This is a genomic window from Glaciecola sp. MF2-115 (genome assembly GCF_047250385.1).
Classification (GTDB): Bacteria; Pseudomonadota; Gammaproteobacteria; order Enterobacterales; family Alteromonadaceae; genus Glaciecola.
Window position 1 is genome coordinate 29,640 of sequence record NZ_JBLBVM010000041.1, and the last position, 16,908, is coordinate 46,547.

Here is a 16,908-nt window from a genome sequence, read left to right on the forward strand (position 1 = left end):
CCACGAAAAAAATAAACGATATGCATCGAATTTGTATTTCTTAGTGCCGATTTGTTTTGCGAGGTTTTGATATGCGCGGCTTTATTTCAAGCCGCTATCGATTGTTTTGGACTACTTTTTAATAGTCGAACGAGCTAATTCAGGTAACTTTCCTGCGCTACCCATTGCTTGTTCAATAAAAAAGCTTTTGATGGGGGGAAGTGTGTTTGCTGTTGCTAAGCCCAAGTTTCTTGCAAGCTTAAGAGCAGGGTCTTTACCGCTAAATAAACGTTTAAATCCCTCCATAGTAGCAATCATTTTGGCCGCTTCGGCTTTGCGCCATCGCTCATAAGGTCGCAAGGCTTTTTTAGTATGAAATGCCTTTTCTGCTTGTTTGAGCGTAGCCAATTCCTGCGCCAACGTAGCCACGTCCAGTAAACCTAAATTGGCCCCCTGACCAGCTAAGGGGTGAATTGTATGCGCGGCATCGCCAACTAATACAATCCCATTATCAACCCATTGCTGTGCGTATTGCATTTTTAATGGGTAACTAAAGCGTTTGCTTAACAAGTCACATTTACCGAGTTGATTATCTAGTGCGACCTGCAAAGACTTACAAAACTCTTCATCGCTCAAGCCTAACAAGCGCTCAGCTTCTTGCGTATCTTGAGACCATACAATAGAACATGCCTTAGGTGTTGATAAAGGTAAGAAAGCCAGAGGACCTGTTGGTGTAAAAGCTTGTCGTGCAACCAGTTCATGTGGGCGTTCTGTTTCAATGTTAGCGACAATGGCAATGTGATCATAGTCCCAAAACGTCAATGCAAACTTTGCAGTTTTACGAACAAAAGAATTACCACCATCTGCACCTACAATAAGCTTCGCGGCAATCATGTCACCGTTCTCTAGGTTGATGAATTGCTGCTCATCGCTACGGTTTATATTAGCGATTTTCTCCCCGCTGAAAAACTGGATATTCTCTTGATCCTTCGCCGTTTCGAATAAGGCCTGTGTAATGCAATTGTTCTCAATGATATGACCTAAACTCTCGAGTTTGTTTTCTTGTGCCGAAAATGCAATGCGCCCAAACGCTTGGTCTTCCCACACTTGCATATCGGTATAAGCTTGCATGCGATGAATATGTTGCCACGCATTCACATTCTTGAATATTCGCTCACTAGTTTTACTAATAGCGCTCACCCTTGGAGAGAATTCATCGCTAATCGATTGAGAAATTTTATTGGCATCGATAACTGCCACTGCAAAATCATCCTGAGCCAGTGCCAGCGCTAAGGTTTGCCCAGCAATACCCGCTCCAACAATTGCAATATCAACATTTACGACACTCATTTAGCGTTCTCCCATAGCAAAACTTGCCAATGAATTTTTTAATGCCGAGTTATGATTCAATGCAATCAAGCTTAGGTTACGACTGATGGTGAAGGGTAAATACTGATTAGAGAAGACCCTTACCAATGCATCCGTTGCAGCAATAACACTCTCTTTATCCTGAGTCCGCACTTTTTTGTATGCGTTGATAACTGAAAACTCGCCAGGATCAGCCTCTTTTCCTTTGCCTGCCAGTATATCAAGTAAGCCTTTGATATCGCGTATACCAAGGTTAAAACCCTGCCCAGCAATCGGATGCAGGCTTTGTGCGGCATTACCTAAACAAATCACTCTATGGGCTGCAAATTGCTTTACTTGCATTAGAGACAAGGGATAAGCATAACGCGTTGATGCGGCTTGGAAACGACCTAATTTGTCTCCAAATAACTGTTGTAGTTTGTTTAAAAATTCAGCTTCGCCCAACGCCATCACATCGTCAGTTTTATCTTGATCGATAGTCCACACCAACGACATCTGATTACCGGCATCAGTTTGCATTGGCAGCAGTGCTATAGGCCCTTGCGAAGTAAAGCGTTCAAACGCACTATTGTTATGAGGAAGCTGCGTTATCACATTAGCAATAATGGCGGATTGAGCGTATTCCTCAACACTTGCCGATAAGCCAAACATTTCTCGTGATGGAGATTGCCCACCTTCCGCGATAAGTACTAGTTTTGCGCTTATCGTTTTATTCGAAAGTTGTAAGTCTGTTTTGTCCTGAGATCGAACAAGTGAAGTAATTTTTTCTGGGCAAAGATAATCGACATTTGTGTGTTTCAACTGCGCTAGCATTTGCTGACCGAGCTCAGCCAGTGACACGACGTAGCCAAGGTCATCTTCAGTATCTTGATTATTTGATTGTTGCAGTTGAACTTGGCCTAAATGACCTCGGTCCGATACGTGAATGTGTTTTATTGGGCAACAATCTACAGCTTGTTCATTCAAACCGATGCCAAATTGGTTTAATTGTTTAAAGGACTCTTTTGCGAGTGCAACAACTCTAGCATCAAAACTCGGGTGCATGATTGTTGTTTTAGCCGACTCACCTTTTTTGACCTTTTCATTATTTTCAGCTTTCGCTTCGGTCTCAAAGGCTTCTATCACTGCAATGGAATATGAGGTTGCATTAGACAGCGCCAAGGCCGCTGCACAGCCTACAATACCGCCACCTGCAATAACTATGTCATAGTCCGAATTTGCCATTTATTTTGCCATCAACGCTTCAATTTGTTTGATTTCTTTGGGCACCTTGCTTGTCATTACATGATTTCCGCCCGCAGTGATCACAATATCATCTTCTATGCGGATGCCGATACCTTTATATTTGTCATCGACATTGGCTGAAGCTGGTATATATAGCCCGGGTTCAACAGTCATCACCATGCCAATTTCTAATGGTCGATCTTTTCCATCAATTTTATAGATGCCTACATCGTGCACGTCCAATCCAAGCCAATGACCTAGGCCATGCATGAAATATTTACGCCATGTTTCCTTCTCGATATTCGCCTCAATAGACCCGCTCAAAATACCTAGTTCCACTAAGCCCTCCACCACCACTCTAACGCAGGCAAGCATCGCCGAAGAGATTGTCCCTCCAGGCTTTAAGCAAGCTAGTGCGGCAATTTGGGCATCTAACACTAATTGGTACAGTTGTTTTTGAACAGGACTGAAGTGGCCATCTACAGGGAAAGTGCGAGTAATATCAGCGGCATAACCAGCCAGTTCGCACCCTGCATCTATTAAGACGAGGTCACCACTACGAAGCTCATCAGCATTCTCTGTATAGTGTAAGATACAGGCATTTTCACCACTACCTACAATAGTGCCATAGGCGGGATAACGCGCACCTTGCATAGTAAACTCGTGATGAAGTTCGGCTTCGAGTTGGTATTCGAATTTACCGGCTTGACTGAAAAGCATTGCTCTTACATGCGCCATTGCGGATATATCTGCAGCTCGCTGCATTATCTCAATTTCCGCTTCGGATTTAATTAAACGCATTTCATGTAGAACAGGTTGAATATCATGCACTGAGGAAGGTGCAATTTTACTTTGCTTTGGTGCATTTCGACATTCTGATAAGGCCATCGTTATCGTAGCATCTACACGTGGTTCGGCGTCCAGCGAGTAATAGATATGCTCGTGACCATCAATTAAGTCCACCAGTAGATCATCAATCTCATCGGCATCAAAAGCGGCATCGGTACCAAGCTTGCTCGCAGCCTTTGCCACACCGAGTCTTCTGCCATGCCATATTTCGGCATTCTCATCGCTCGCTTGCACGAAAACTGCTGAATAATGTTGTGAAGCACTTGTTGCTTGTTCTGCATTAGGCATCGATTTATTTGATAAAACTAGAAACGCATTTGGCTCATTAAAACCCGTTAAATACCAAAAATCGCTATCTTGTCTGAAAGGATATTCGGTATCGTTACTTCTCGTTACTAGGGATGATGCCGCTATGATGCAAATGCTATTGGGAGCGCAATTTGCTAATAATCGAGCGCGGCGCTGTTGAAATTCTGACAGTGATATTGTCATATTAAGGGGAAATCCTTTAAAGAGCTACTGACTCAATGAACTGAGTTGCTTTCGTTATCTGATTCAAGAGGCGATTTACCTAATTCATTGAAGCACAGCATCGCGGTAATGCGAACGTATTCCATCACTTCAAAAAGGGCTTGTTCTGATTCTTCATCTTCGCTCATTTCTTCATCCATGCGAGCTATTTCAGTGAAATCTTCCAGTCCTTCTTTTACATCTGCCGAGCATTGAGTTAGGTCTGCTTGATGCAAGCCAAATCCTAAGAGAAAGCCTTGAACCCACTGTAACAAGGCCGTGCCTCGATCATTGATTGGCGCAGCGTCATCGGGCAAACATAATGCTAAGGCAAAATCCGGATCAACGAATTGCTGACAAATCTCATTGAACATCGCCACGATTTGAGTTTTCACTTTTCCACTAAAACCATCACCTTGATTGATAACATCACTTAAGGCTTCAATCCAAGACTGATCGTCAGCAGTCATACCGCCAGCTAACATGCCACATAAGATACCTTGTACTTCGGCAGCATCCACAATAATGTTCTCTTGAGAAAGCATGGCAGAGAAAGTTTCATAATCTGTAGGGGTATTTGACACAAAATTGTCCTTTTTTCGATGATTCGCTCATGTTAGCAAATAGGCGCTCAAAGTGGAATCGTCACCGATATATTCAACACACGGCCTTGCAAACTATTACAGACAAAAAAAAGCCACCCAGTAGGTGGCTTAAATTCAACATGGTTCGACATAGATTTTATTATTATTAAATTTGCCTATGTCAATTTCTTACGTTTTTTTTAAATTGCTTCTATTTTGTTGTTTTGATTTTTCTTGCAAAGGCCATTGCAAACAAAACAAACCACATAAAATCAATTAGTTATCTAAATTACAAAAAAACATTTAGCTTTTGTGTAAATTTTTTCGACATTTTTACGTTTAACTTTCATACAGATGTAAACAAAAAAGCATAAAGATAATCAAACTGTACGGAGAAACACTTCAATCAATCGCTCATTTCATGTAATATCTACTGCCCCTAACGAACTTCGTAGGGTTCAATGCTTCCTGGGGTGTTTGCGAGTGCATTTCATGTTCCTTGCCGATGCTTAAAACTTCGGACGTTGACACTATTACTATTGTGTATGCTCGACCCGTATCGAGAAACCTGAGGTAATGTAGATACATCCACCGTGTCCTTATCGGCACACGACGAAAAATGTACGGCGACATTTTGGGAAGCACCATTTCAATTTCAGCACTTGATTCTACAAGGTATAACCATGGCGGTGTTTAACTTTGGGTCAATTAATATTGATCACGTGTATTCTGTTCCTCATTTTGTACAACCCGGCGAAACTCTATCCTCCAGCGGCTACCAATCAATCTTAGGTGGCAAGGGAGCAAACCAATCTGTTGCATTAGCAAAAGCAAACAATCAAGTTTTCCACGTTGGTGCTATTGGTGCCACAGACAGTGCATTCAAGAATCAAATGGTTGAAGCAGGCGTGAATTGTGAATTAGTGCGTGAGTTGAGTGATGTCGCCTCAGGTCACGCCATAATCCAAGTAACACCCGATGCAGAAAACAACATTATTTTATTTGGTGGCGCGAATCAAACGCTCAGCGATGATCATATTGCCACCGCATTAGCCAAAGCAAAATCAGGGGATTGGGTGCTTTTGCAAAACGAAACCAATGCCATTGATACGGTGATAGAAGAGGCGCATAAGCGCAGCCTAAATATTGCATTTAATCCTGCTCCAATGACGGATTCGGTAAAACAACTCCCTTTAAACAAACTTACCTTACTCATAGTTAATGAGGTAGAGGCTGAGCAGTTGACAGGAGAGGCTGATGTCGAAGCAATCAAGCGATCCCTGACAAGCAACTACCCCGATACTAAGATACTACTGACTCTAGGAAAAGCTGGGGTATGGTTTGTAGCTGGAGATGAGGAAGAGTTTTGTCCAGCATTTAAAGTTGAAGCGCTTGATACAACTGCGGCGGGCGACACCTTTATTGGTTTCTTCCTTGCAGCATATCAAGCTAACGCTAATATAGCCGATGCCCTCAAGTATTCTTGTGCCGCTTCAGCATTAGCTGTCATGAAAGCCGGTGCAGCTCCTTCAATTCCAAGTGTGAATGAAGTTGAGCAATTTTTAAAAAATCACAATTAAAAAGCGATAAGAACTAACAATAAAAAAGAATATTTGCCATGTGCAGATATCGATAAAATGGAACTCAGAAAATGACGAAACACAAGATTATTTTAGACACCGATCCAGGGATTGATGATGCAATGGCGATTTTTTTCGCATTTCAATCGCCAGAAATTGAAGTACTAGGTTTAACAACTGTATTTGGCAATGTGCCGGTCACTATGGCTGCCAAAAACGCTCTCATACTCTGTGAACTAGCGGAATTAGACATACCGGTTTGTAAAGGTGTAGCAATGCCATGGGTTGGCCCAGAGTCTGGGTACGCGCATTTTGTGCACGGTGATGATGGTTTCGGTAATATTAATCCACCAGATCCAAAAGGTAAGATTGATCCAAGAAGCTCAGCTGAATTTATCATTGAAATGGCGCGCAAATATCCTGGCGAAATTACCTTAGTTGCTGTTGGTCCTTTGGGTAATTTAGCACTCGCACTGCGTTTAGAGCCAGAGCTACCTAAATTGCTGAAAGCGGTTAACGTAATGGGCGGAGCAGCATTCGTACCGGGTAATGTAACACCCGTTGCTGAAGCTAATATTTGGAATGATGCCTACGCTGCCGAAATTGTGTTCGCAGCCGATTGGGAACTAAACATGTTCGGCTTAGATGTGACTTACGATCTTCCATTCGCTCCAAACTTCATTGATATTTTAGCGGAAAAGAACCCGACACTGGGTGGTTTCGTGAATAGAGCATCCCAGTTTTACACCGATTTTTACTCGCAAGGCAAAGATACCAGGCAGTGCTATTTTCACGATGCATTCCCGATTGCCTACATCCTTGAACCTTCACTGTTTGAGATGACCGAGGGGAATGTGCGTGTTTCAACTGATAAGCTGAATCAAGGTCAAACTAGCTTCGCTCCTTTTGGCACCACAGCCAGCCCTGATTGGTTAGAAGCGTCTACCATCAACGTCGCTACCAAAGTTGATCATCCAAAGTTGACTGAGCTATTCATCAACACCTACGCTCTGTAAAGAGCGTTCGAGGTGCAGTTAGTGGTTGTTTAAATAGTCAGGTTTACCTACGGGACGCATGAATGAGTGGCTCCGCAACAAGACATGAACTAAGGAAGGCGTTTCGCGATAAACGCCTTTCTCTCTCGCCTGAACAACAAAATCAAGCCGGCTTGCAGTTGGTCGAGCAATATCAGCAACATGCTATTTTTAAAGGCACTCGCAATATTGCTATATATCTTTCCTTCAATGGGGAACTGAACACACGGGCCTTGATAGATTATCTTTGGTCTGCAGGATGCAAGGTCTTTGTTCCTATTTTGCATCCATTTTGTGCTGGCCATTTGCTGTTTCAAGAATTTACCGCACACAGCCAAATGCGGCTGAATAGCTTTGGTATAGCAGAACCGAAGTTAGATGTTAGATATCTATGCCCAATTCAAGATTTAGATGTCATCTTTACACCACTAGTCGCTTTCGATATCAAAGGGAATCGTTTAGGTATGGGCGGAGGCTTTTACGACCGCACGCTTGCTAGTTTGCAATCAAGTTCAAACGAGACTTCACCAATCCTTACCGGGCTCGCTCACGATATACAATTAAGCCCACACCTACCGACTGAAGCATGGGATATTCCACTTCCATACATACTCACACCAAATAAACTGTATTCTTTTACTTAAACCCTTTGTATTCGAGCCTGTAAAGGATTAAATTTGGATCAAGAAATTAAGCTTTTTAGCTTTCCTCAATTTTTGCCCTTCAGAATCGCAATAGGATAATCAAAATGGACCAAAATCAGAAGAAACAGGCAGCCGCAGAAGCAGCGTTAGCATACGTTCAAGCCGACAGTATAGTAGGCGTAGGCACAGGCTCGACGGTTAACTATTTCATTGACGCGCTGGCTAGCAAAAAAAATGAAATTACTGGCGCAGTTTCAAGCTCTGATGCTTCAACAGAAAGGTTAAAAAATCTTGGTATTGAAGTGTTTGACTTAAACTCCGTAGACGATCTTGATATCTATGTTGATGGTGCCGACGAAATCACAGAGCACAAGCACATGATTAAGGGTGGTGGTGCAGCTTTAACGAGAGAAAAGATTGTTGCAGCTGTAGCCAAAACATTCATCTGTATTATTGACGATACAAAGCATGTTCCGATTTTAGGAAGCTTCCCACTCCCCGTTGAAGTCATTCCAATGGCTCGCTCTTACGTTGCACGTGAAATTGTTAAATTAGGCGGTGATCCTGAGTATCGCCAAGGTGTAGTAACCGACAACGGAAACATCATTCTTGATGTTCATAACCTGGAGATCTTGAATCCTGTCGAGCTAGAAAATAAGCTAAATAACATTGTTGGTGTTGTTACCAACGGATTGTTTGCGAACCGAGGTGCTGATGTTGTATTAACCGGCACAGAACAGGGCGTAAAAAAGAGCTAACAAAGCTTGAATAAACTCTGTGCAGTCTGCTTTTTATTTGCTATATTGCTAGCTCACCCAAAAGCAGACGTCTAGATGTCTGAATGTATTTAACTCGTGTTAAGGTTTTTGCTCCATGACTAAAGTGTCGCTTCCCAAAGAAAAAATTAAAATCCTCTTACTCGAAGGTTTACATCCTAGTACCTTAGAAACCCTGCAGGCCAATGGCTACACCAACATTGAAACCTTGAAAACATCCCTACCTGAAGATGAACTGATTAAGAAAATCAAAAATGTACACTTCATTGGTATTCGTTCGAGAACGCAGTTAAACGAAAAGATTATCGCATCTGCCAAAAAGCTAGTCGCAATAGGCTGTTTCTGCATAGGTACAAATCAAGTCGACTTAAACGCAGCTTTGGTGCGCGGTATTCCAGTATTCAATGCGCCGTTCTCTAATACGCGCTCTGTTGCGGAGTTAGTGTTGGGTCAAATCATTATTCTACTGCGTGGCATTCCTGCTAAAAATGCGAAAGCGCACAGAGGTGAGTGGGATAAATCAGCGATCGGTTCATATGAAGCCCGTGGCAAAACACTCGGTATCATCGGCTATGGACACATTGGTACTCAGCTTAGTATTTTAGCAGAACATTTAGGTATGCGAGTGCAGTTTTATGATATCGAAGACAAACTAGTCCTTGGTAATTCAACCCAAGTAAGATCATTAAAACAGCTACTAGCAAATTCTGACATTGTCTCACTACATGTGCCTGAAACAGTTCATACTCGTAATATGATTGGCAGTAAAGAACTTGGGCAAATGAAGGATGGTGCAATTCTTATCAATGCATCACGTGGCACGGTCATTGATATCGATGCCTTAGTGAAAGCATTGGAATCTGGAAAACTGAATGGCGCTGCCATCGACGTATTCCCAGTTGAGCCGAAGTCCAATAGTGAAGAATTTGAATCGCCATTACGAGCTTTTGATAACGTCATTCTAACGCCACATGTTGGTGGTAGTACTCAAGAAGCACAAGAGAATATCGGCATTGAAGTTGCGGGCAAACTTGCTAAGTACAGCGATAACGGCTCAACCTTATCTGCCGTAAACTTCCCTGAAGTTTCGCTACCATCGCATATAAATCGCTCGCGTTTATTACATATCCACGTAAACCGTCCAGGTGTGTTAACTCAGATTAACCAAACATTTGCAGATCAAGGCATCAATATCGCGGCTCAGTACCTGCAAACAAGCGAAGAAATTGGTTATGTCGTGGTAGATGTAGAGGCAGATAGAGCGGATGATGCATTCGCACAACTTGAAGCTATAGAAGGCACAATCAAAACGCGTTTATTACACTAAACTTTAGGGCAAAAATTTAGTTGAAATAAACTTTAGCGGCATTGGTAGATTTAGTAGCTTTATTAGCGTTAGTAAATTTAGTGCGATTAAACAATTAAAAATAAAAAGCTCCGCATTCAAATAAATTGAAGCGGAGCTTTTTTATATCATCCATAAAAGTCGTTTGCCGTTTTCTCGAAAGAGTTCAGCGTAACTTTATATACACGTTTTTAGAAGAAAGTGTAAACCAAGTTCACAGACGTTTCTGTGTCTAAGTTTTCACGAGTGCCAGTTACATCTGAGTTATGGTCAAACTTAACAGCTACTTTCATTGACAATCCACCAGCAATTTTAGCGCTTATTGCACTTTCTGCGCGTGATTTTGTATTGTCAGCACCCACTTCCGTCGAGAATGATTGCGTAAACTTAGCTGAATCTGAAATTATATATTTGTACGCAAATGCGCCACGAACAACCACACCATTTTCAGAAACCGTTGAGACATTTCCTTCACTATCAGTAACGAAACGATCAGCGAATGAATAACCAGGACCGATGCTGTATTCGAAGCTACTTGTATCGTCGCTCCACAACTTTTGGTTCCAACCAGCCGCAATTGTTGCTTGGTAATCGAATGAGCTAAAGCGATCGTCTTCATATGAAGCAAAGCCGAATAAACGGTGATCTTTATTCTCTAATTTGTAATTCGCCTGAGCTGAAGCAAACTTTTTGTCCGCAGATGTTGTTTCAACACCATCAACTTTATCTTTCTTGTAGAGTGCTTTTAAAGTGTATTCGTTACTCCACTGCTCCAACTCTTGCTTCGCGTTTAACGCACCATTTGCTGAAGTAGTTTCCGTATTACCAGAGGTGAAGATAAAACCAAGCTCACCGTCCATTGTAAATGTATCTTCATCTTGAGCCTGAGCACCAGACGCAAAAATACCAAAGGCAACAAATGCCGATATAGTTGAAAGTTTCATATTTTTTCCCATTAACTAATTTGAAGAGGGTTAGAAACAGCGAATAGCATAACCCCCATAAAGCGCGCTCATATGGTAGCGATATTTATTTTTTTCGCAAGCTAAAAAAACTGATAAACAAGAGATATGCTAGTTTCCGTGCTCAAGTTTACATTTTCTTGCAGAGTTCCATCGTTGTATATCATCACAAAAGATAACTTCATGGCCAAGGATTCAAGGATACTTGTGGTCAATGTTGTCTCTGCACGTGAGCGATTAGTCTCCTGTCCTGCTTCTGTACTAACAAACTGTCGAAATCTTGCTGAATCACTCAATGCCAAACGGTAATCAAGCGATGCACGCACAATCATTTCTTTAAACACTTCATAAGACATGTGATTTTCTGTATCTACTACTTCACGCTCAGCGTATGAGTATCCTGGACCAACACTATAGCGAAGTTGACTATCTTCGTTTTTCCAAGCGTGAGTGCTCCAACCTGCTGCAATCGCGCTTTGATATCGAAATCCATTGAATCGATTATCGTCGTATTCTGCATATATGAAGAGACGGTTATTCTTAGAGGGTAATTTGTAATCAAGTTGCACATTAGCTAACAAGCGCTGCGCCGTTACAAGCGTTTCACCATCGACTTTATTTTGTTTGTAAACTAATTCACTGTAGTAACGATTGCTCCACTGCAGCGTTTCGTGATCTGCGGTCAGGCCTGCTTTGAAGGTCGTCGTATTTGTGTTACCACTAGCCGATAAAACGCCAAACTCACCAGACATTGACATGCCTTCTGGTTTTTGTTTTTGCTGCCTTTCTTTTAGATACAGCTTTTTGAGAATGTCATTAGACGCCGTTGCTTGGGCAGACAAAGTGAGACACACACAAAAAAGCCCCAGCGAGGCTGTTTGTTTCAATTTAGACATATTGTGATTTAGCTTTTTACTTTTACGAGATTATTTCTTCGAGCTAGTATTTACTTGTTTATTCTTAAGAGCTCATCAAATTCGCAATTTTGGAGGTTTCCAAACGCGAGTAATTCATGATCATATCATAATCCTCGTCGCTCAATCCAACAGTCTCTATCGCTTGCAGGTTAATTTGTGGGAGGTCTGCAATTTCAATATCCTTACCTTCAAAACTGCATATAGAAATTGCAAAATACAAGATGCTTTCTTCTAAACTCATATCGCCTTTCGGTGGATGAATAAGTTTTTGTAATGGGAGTACAAGTGATTGCGGTAGGTTCCACTCTTGAATGATAAAGCCACTGCATTCTGGGAATGTAAAACCAAAGTGCTTAGCTTGTTTCGCCAAAGGGGCTGTCTCATCCAGATCGTTTTTGAATTTGGTGTAAGCCTCGGTATGCTTGCTTGCGACAATCAACTCACTGAGGCCTTGAAGAATACCAAGAACAAAGAATCGCTCACTACCGCGTATCTGTTTTTGTTGGGCAATCGCTTTTGCAATGATGCCGCACATAACCGCCCGTTTCCAATACTTGGCAAAGTCGATGACTGGTGAGTTAAATGTCTTAAAAGCAATATTCGCCGTTTCTGCGATAGAAATGTTATAAGCTGCTTCACCGCCAATCACGTTGAGTGCTTTTGCGACAGTCTCAATTTGACTTGGAAACCTAAACAGTGCGCTATTCGCGAGCTTTAGAATTTTTGCACTTAAGGAAGGATCGACGGAAATTAGTTTAGCGATGTCACTTAAGTCTTTTGTCGGATCATCTAGAGCTGCTCTTAGATTCACGCATGTATCTGGCAGAGTAAATGATTTTGAAGCAAATTTGACAAGAGGCTTAATGGGCATGGTTTCTTTCTTAGTTTAGGACAATGTATATAAGTATACTAAATGCACATTATTGTTGGGTTGCACTGATAATACCTAGCCTAAATAATCTATACCTTAAGTTGTGCTGATCTCGCTAAGTTATTTTTTTTACTAGACTTTTATTGAGCTATAAAAGCAGTGTTAAAATAAATCTTGTTGTTCTCCACGCCCTTGTTCCATTTTCGCCCCTTCTTGCTTGCGCAACCATGACTGTTTTCGTCGGTTGCAGGCTTTGACAATGATGCGTTTTGTTTGATCATCGATTTGCAACCAATGCAGCCTCTCTTCGCGACTTCTAAAGCAACCTTTGCAATACCCCCGAGGCCCAGATTGACATACGCCAATACAAGGGCTTGGGATAGCAAAAAATTCTAACTGTTGCATATCGCTCATAATGGCAAAATTCTCAATCTAAGGGTCGATTTGGCAGTAGCATCAAACATTATTAACACAGGTTCACCCTGTATGTGAATAAAATCAATGTACATTTTACTATTTATTCGCTCTCTCAAGCCAGTAATAACGACTTCTGCTTTTACTAGACTCCAAACAAAATCAACTTGTGCTGATAGTAGGCCGCATACGAAATCAACTTGTGCTGATAGTAGGCCGCAATCTACACCGAAGAACCCCTCCACCAAAATGCGCTGTGCGTCATCCTGACCGCTTACAAAGGACGTCCTTGTCCTTTGAAAATTTTGGTGGAGGGGTTCTTCGGTGTAGCTTGCTAGTTATGCACGTTGTTTTCACAAGGGTTAGTTATGAATCAACATTTACACGCATTTTAGCGATCCACGGCGTGATAAGACGTATCGTAGGGCCAGAGGGGACCCTCCACCACATCAGACCTTCTAATGGCAGGACGCCATTAGAGAGCGGCCAGGGATGGCGAACAGCGCGTCTGATGTGGTGGAGGCTCCCCTCTGGCCCTACGATACGTCTTTTTCAAACAGCAAAAAAAAGCCGGTACTTCAGAAGTACCGGCTATAGTTTCTTAACGCTTTAAGCCAGGTTATTTTTTCTTGGCTTTTGGGTTTGGCATGTCAGTGATGCTGCCTTCGAATATTTCAGCGGCAAGGCCGATTGATTCGTTTAAGGTTGGGTGAGCATGAATGGTCAATGCAACATCTTCTGCATCAGCGCCCATTTCAATTGCTAAACCAATTTCGCCCAGCATTTCACCAGCATTAGTACCGATGATAGCGCCACCGATAACACGGCCAGATTCTTTTTCAAAAATCATTTTAGTCATGCCGTCAGTTGCAGCAGAAGCGATAGCACGACCTGATGCAGCCCATGGGAATACAGCAGTCTCGTAGTTAACGCCTTGCTCTTTCGCTTCTTTTTCAGTTAGACCAACCCAAGCCACCTCTGGCTCAGTGTATGCAACTGAAGGAATGCACTTAGGATCGAAGTAATGCTTTTTGCCTGCAATCACTTCAGCTGCAACATGGCCTTCATGTACCGCTTTGTGAGCAAGCATCGGTTGGCCAACTAGGTCACCGATTGCAAAAATGTTAGAAACATTTGTGCGCATTTGCTTGTCTACTTCAATAAAGCCACGATCAGTTACCGTTACGCCAGCTTTTTCAGCTGCAACTAATGAACCATTTGGCTTACGACCAACAGCAACTAGAACTCGGTCATAACGAACCGGTTCAGCTGGTGCTTGTTTACCTTCAAAAGTAACATACAAACCGTCGTCTTTAGCTTCAACACCTGTCACTTTCGTTTCAAGCATAGTATTGAATTTGCCTTTGATGGTCTTCATGTAGACTTTAACAATGTCTTTGTCAGCAGCAGGCATAAGTTGATCAAGGAATTCAACGACATCAATTTCCGAACCTAGCGCATGATATACCGTTCCCATTTCTAGGCCGATAATACCACCACCTAATACAAGCATTTTGCCCGGGATATCACGCATTTCGAGCGCACCGGTTGAATCAATGACACGCTCATCATCAGGAATGAACGGCAAGTTTACCGGCTCAGAGCCGGCAGCAATAATTGCGTTATCAAAAGTAATCGTGGTTTTACCGTCTTTACCTTCAACTTCCAAAGTGTTTGAACCAGTGAATTTACCAAGACCTTGTACGTGTTTTACTTTACGCATTTTTGACATACCAGCTAGGCCTTTTGTCAATTGCGTAACAACGCTGTCTTTCCATCCACGGATTTTATCAAGATCGAATTCTGGTTCACCAAAAGTAACACCGTGAGCAGACAAATGCTTCGCCTCTTGGATAACTTTTGCTACGTGTAGTAACGCTTTCGACGGGATACAACCCACGTTTAAGCACACACCACCTAGCGTTTCACGAACGTCTACGATAACTGTGTCTATGCCTAAATCGGCTGCTCGGAATGCTGCAGAATATCCACCAGGACCAGCGCCTAGTACGACCAACTGAGTTTTTATCTCGCTCATTATGACCTCAAAATTATATGGTTAGAAGCATGCTTTGCGCGGATCTTACCGATTCACGCGCCAACCTGCAAAATTTTTTATTACTATAACAAAATGCGTCTTAAGTCAGACAATGCACCACTAACATGAACAGCGAAGCGAGCGGCTAATGCTCCGTCAATTACTCGGTGATCATATGACAATGACAATGGCAACATTAAGCGAGGCTCAAAGTCTTTACCATTCCACTTTGGTTTCATCTCTGATTTAGAAACCCCCAAAATAGCAACGTCTGGTGCATTCACAATTGGCGTAAACGCTGTTCCACCAATGCCACCTAAACTTGAAATGGTAAAGCAACTGCCTTGCATGTCTGTCGCTTTTAATTTGCCATCTCTCGCCTTAACACTAATTTCCATTAACTCTTTGGAAATTTCCATAATGCCTTTCTTATCGACATCACGAACTACAGGTACAACAAGTCCACCCGGAGTGTCTACTGCGATTCCAATATGGAAATACTTTTTCATTACCAGTGTTTCACCAGAGGCTGATAAACTACTATTAAAAGCAGGGTATTCTTTAAGCGCATCCGCAACTGCTTTCATCATGAATACTAAAGGTGTGATTTTCACCCCTAGTTTTCGCTTCTCAGCAATAGCATTTTGTTCCTTACGGAATGTTTCTAGATCGGTAATATCCGCTTCATCAAATTGAGTGACATGTGGAATTGTGACCCAGTTTCTGTGCAAATTCGGACCAGAAAGCTTCTGAATACGCGTTAATGGCACTTCTTCCACTTCACCAAATTTCGCGAAATCCACTTTCGGCTGAGCTAGTACTTGCAAGCCACCACCGGTGCTACCGGTGCCCGCAGAGCTGCCAGGATTCATTTTCGGACGCGACAGTTCATACTTAACATATGATTGTACATCTTCTTTTTGAACGCGATTTTTACGGCCAGAACCTTGAACTTGCGTTAGGTCAACACCGAACTCACGGGCTAAACGACGTACTGAAGGAGACGCATGAACTTTACCTGTACTCACATTTCCACCGGCTGAAGGATGATGAGGTACTGGTGGCGCTTTAGGTGCCGAGTCACTTGCTGCGGGTGCACTTTCAGATTTTGAAGGCGCGCTTTCAGCTTGTGCCGGAGCACTGTCAGCAGGCGCATCGTTACTTTCTTTTGCAGGAGCTGATTCCGCTCCAGCAACTTCAAGCGTTAATACTAAAGAACCTTCTGAAACTTTATCCCCAACCTTCACGGCTAAGCTAACAATTTTGCCAGCTTCAGGGGCAGGAACGTCCATAGTGGCTTTATCAGTTTCAAGCGTGATTAAACCATCTTCTGGCTCTACGCTATCGCCTTCTGCAACTAAGACTTCAATAATGTCGACGTCAGATGCATCGCCAATGTCAGGCACCGTCACTTCAATCGTTTTGGTGCCTCCAGAGGCTGCGGCAGGTTCTTCAGTCTTCTTAGTTTCTTCTGCATCTTGTTTAGGCTCTGATTTTTCAGAATCTGCTTTTTTAGGCTCTGATTTTTCAGCCTCTGCTGCAGGCTCATCAGTCTCTGTTTCTGATGCTTCGGCACCAGACTCCATTTGACCAAGCACATCACCCTGCTTAATTTTATCGCCGACTTTAACCTTAAGTGATTTTATAGTACCTGCGTTTTCACATGGGATATCCATGCTCGCTTTATCACTTTCAACTGTCACAATAGATGCTTCTGCGTCGACGGCTTCACCGGCTGACACTAAGACCTCAATGACTTCAACTTCTTCGCCGCCAACATCAGGAACAATGATATCTACTAAATTTGCCATAT

15 protein-coding genes and 1 other RNA gene are annotated in these 16,908 nt (G+C 42.5%); 6 read left to right on the forward strand and 10 right to left on the reverse strand.

What is annotated here, in order from left to right:
- Nucleotides 1–111: 111 nt before the first annotated feature.
- Genes ACKLNX_RS04275 through ACKLNX_RS04290 form a run of 4 tightly spaced genes read right to left on the reverse strand, consistent with a single transcriptional unit; the run spans nt 112 to nt 4,514 of the window.
- A complete protein-coding gene (locus ACKLNX_RS04275) occupies nt 112–1,329 on the reverse strand; it encodes an FAD-dependent monooxygenase (RefSeq protein WP_412971355.1) in 1,218 nt (405 codons plus the stop codon).
- Nucleotides 1,330–2,571: a 2-octaprenyl-6-methoxyphenyl hydroxylase gene (ubiH, locus tag ACKLNX_RS04280; RefSeq protein ID WP_412971356.1), complete on the reverse strand. Its 1,242-nt coding sequence runs from the start codon at nt 2,569–2,571 to the stop codon at nt 1,330–1,332. It abuts the gene before it with no gap.
- Nucleotides 2,572–3,912, reverse strand: coding sequence for a Xaa-Pro aminopeptidase (gene pepP / locus ACKLNX_RS04285; protein ID WP_412971357.1), 1,341 nt, complete (start codon nt 3,910–3,912; stop codon nt 2,572–2,574). It abuts the gene before it with no gap.
- A gap of 32 nt (nt 3,913–3,944) precedes the next feature.
- A complete protein-coding gene (locus ACKLNX_RS04290) occupies nt 3,945–4,514 on the reverse strand; it encodes a UPF0149 family protein (RefSeq protein WP_411693088.1) in 570 nt (189 codons plus the stop codon).
- Nucleotides 4,515–4,976: 462 nt separating this feature from the next.
- Between ACKLNX_RS04290 and ssrS the strand changes: the two genes are divergently transcribed.
- The 6 genes from ssrS (at nt 4,977) to serA (ending at nt 9,875) form a co-directional block, all read left to right on the forward strand.
- Nucleotides 4,977–5,159: non-coding RNA, 6S RNA (gene ssrS, locus ACKLNX_RS04295), on the forward strand.
- A 38-nt stretch (nt 5,160–5,197) separates the two neighbouring features.
- Nucleotides 5,198–6,094, forward strand: coding sequence for a ribokinase (locus ACKLNX_RS04300; RefSeq protein WP_412971358.1), 897 nt, complete (start codon nt 5,198–5,200; stop codon nt 6,092–6,094).
- 71 nt (nt 6,095–6,165) lie between these two features.
- A complete protein-coding gene (locus ACKLNX_RS04305; RefSeq protein WP_412971359.1) occupies nt 6,166–7,110 on the forward strand; it encodes a nucleoside hydrolase in 945 nt (314 codons plus the stop codon).
- Between the two features lie 62 nt (nt 7,111–7,172).
- On the forward strand, nt 7,173–7,772 hold the full coding sequence (locus ACKLNX_RS04310; RefSeq protein ID WP_412971360.1) for a 5-formyltetrahydrofolate cyclo-ligase: 600 nt from the start codon (nt 7,173–7,175) through the stop codon (nt 7,770–7,772).
- 104 nt (nt 7,773–7,876) lie between these two features.
- Complete coding sequence (rpiA, locus tag ACKLNX_RS04315) at nt 7,877–8,530, forward strand: ribose-5-phosphate isomerase RpiA (RefSeq protein ID WP_411693092.1); 654 nt, start codon at nt 7,877–7,879, stop codon at nt 8,528–8,530.
- A 115-nt stretch (nt 8,531–8,645) separates the two neighbouring features.
- Complete coding sequence (gene serA / locus ACKLNX_RS04320) at nt 8,646–9,875, forward strand: phosphoglycerate dehydrogenase (protein ID WP_412971361.1); 1,230 nt, start codon at nt 8,646–8,648, stop codon at nt 9,873–9,875.
- Nucleotides 9,876–10,084: 209 nt separating this feature from the next.
- Here serA and ACKLNX_RS04325 read toward each other — a convergent pair whose 3' ends face one another.
- From ACKLNX_RS04325 to aceF, 6 genes are all read right to left on the reverse strand, one after another.
- A complete protein-coding gene (locus ACKLNX_RS04325) occupies nt 10,085–10,837 on the reverse strand; it encodes a YdiY family protein (RefSeq protein WP_412971362.1) in 753 nt (250 codons plus the stop codon).
- Between the two features lie 101 nt (nt 10,838–10,938).
- On the reverse strand, nt 10,939–11,751 hold the full coding sequence (locus ACKLNX_RS04330; RefSeq protein WP_412971363.1) for a YdiY family protein: 813 nt from the start codon (nt 11,749–11,751) through the stop codon (nt 10,939–10,941).
- Nucleotides 11,752–11,815: 64 nt separating this feature from the next.
- Nucleotides 11,816–12,643: an HDOD domain-containing protein gene (locus tag ACKLNX_RS04335; RefSeq protein ID WP_412971364.1), complete on the reverse strand. Its 828-nt coding sequence runs from the start codon at nt 12,641–12,643 to the stop codon at nt 11,816–11,818.
- Between the two features lie 162 nt (nt 12,644–12,805).
- Nucleotides 12,806–13,057: a DUF1289 domain-containing protein gene (locus ACKLNX_RS04340; RefSeq protein WP_412971365.1), complete on the reverse strand. Its 252-nt coding sequence runs from the start codon at nt 13,055–13,057 to the stop codon at nt 12,806–12,808.
- Nucleotides 13,058–13,676: 619 nt separating this feature from the next.
- The gene (lpdA, locus tag ACKLNX_RS04345; RefSeq protein WP_411693099.1) at nt 13,677–15,095 is read right to left on the reverse strand and encodes a dihydrolipoyl dehydrogenase; all 1,419 of its coding nucleotides are present in this window, start codon (nt 15,093–15,095) and stop codon (nt 13,677–13,679) included.
- Nucleotides 15,096–15,178: 83 nt separating this feature from the next.
- Complete coding sequence (gene aceF / locus ACKLNX_RS04350; RefSeq protein ID WP_411693100.1) at nt 15,179–16,906, reverse strand: dihydrolipoyllysine-residue acetyltransferase; 1,728 nt, start codon at nt 16,904–16,906, stop codon at nt 15,179–15,181.
- Nucleotides 16,907–16,908: the final 2 nt, after the last annotated feature.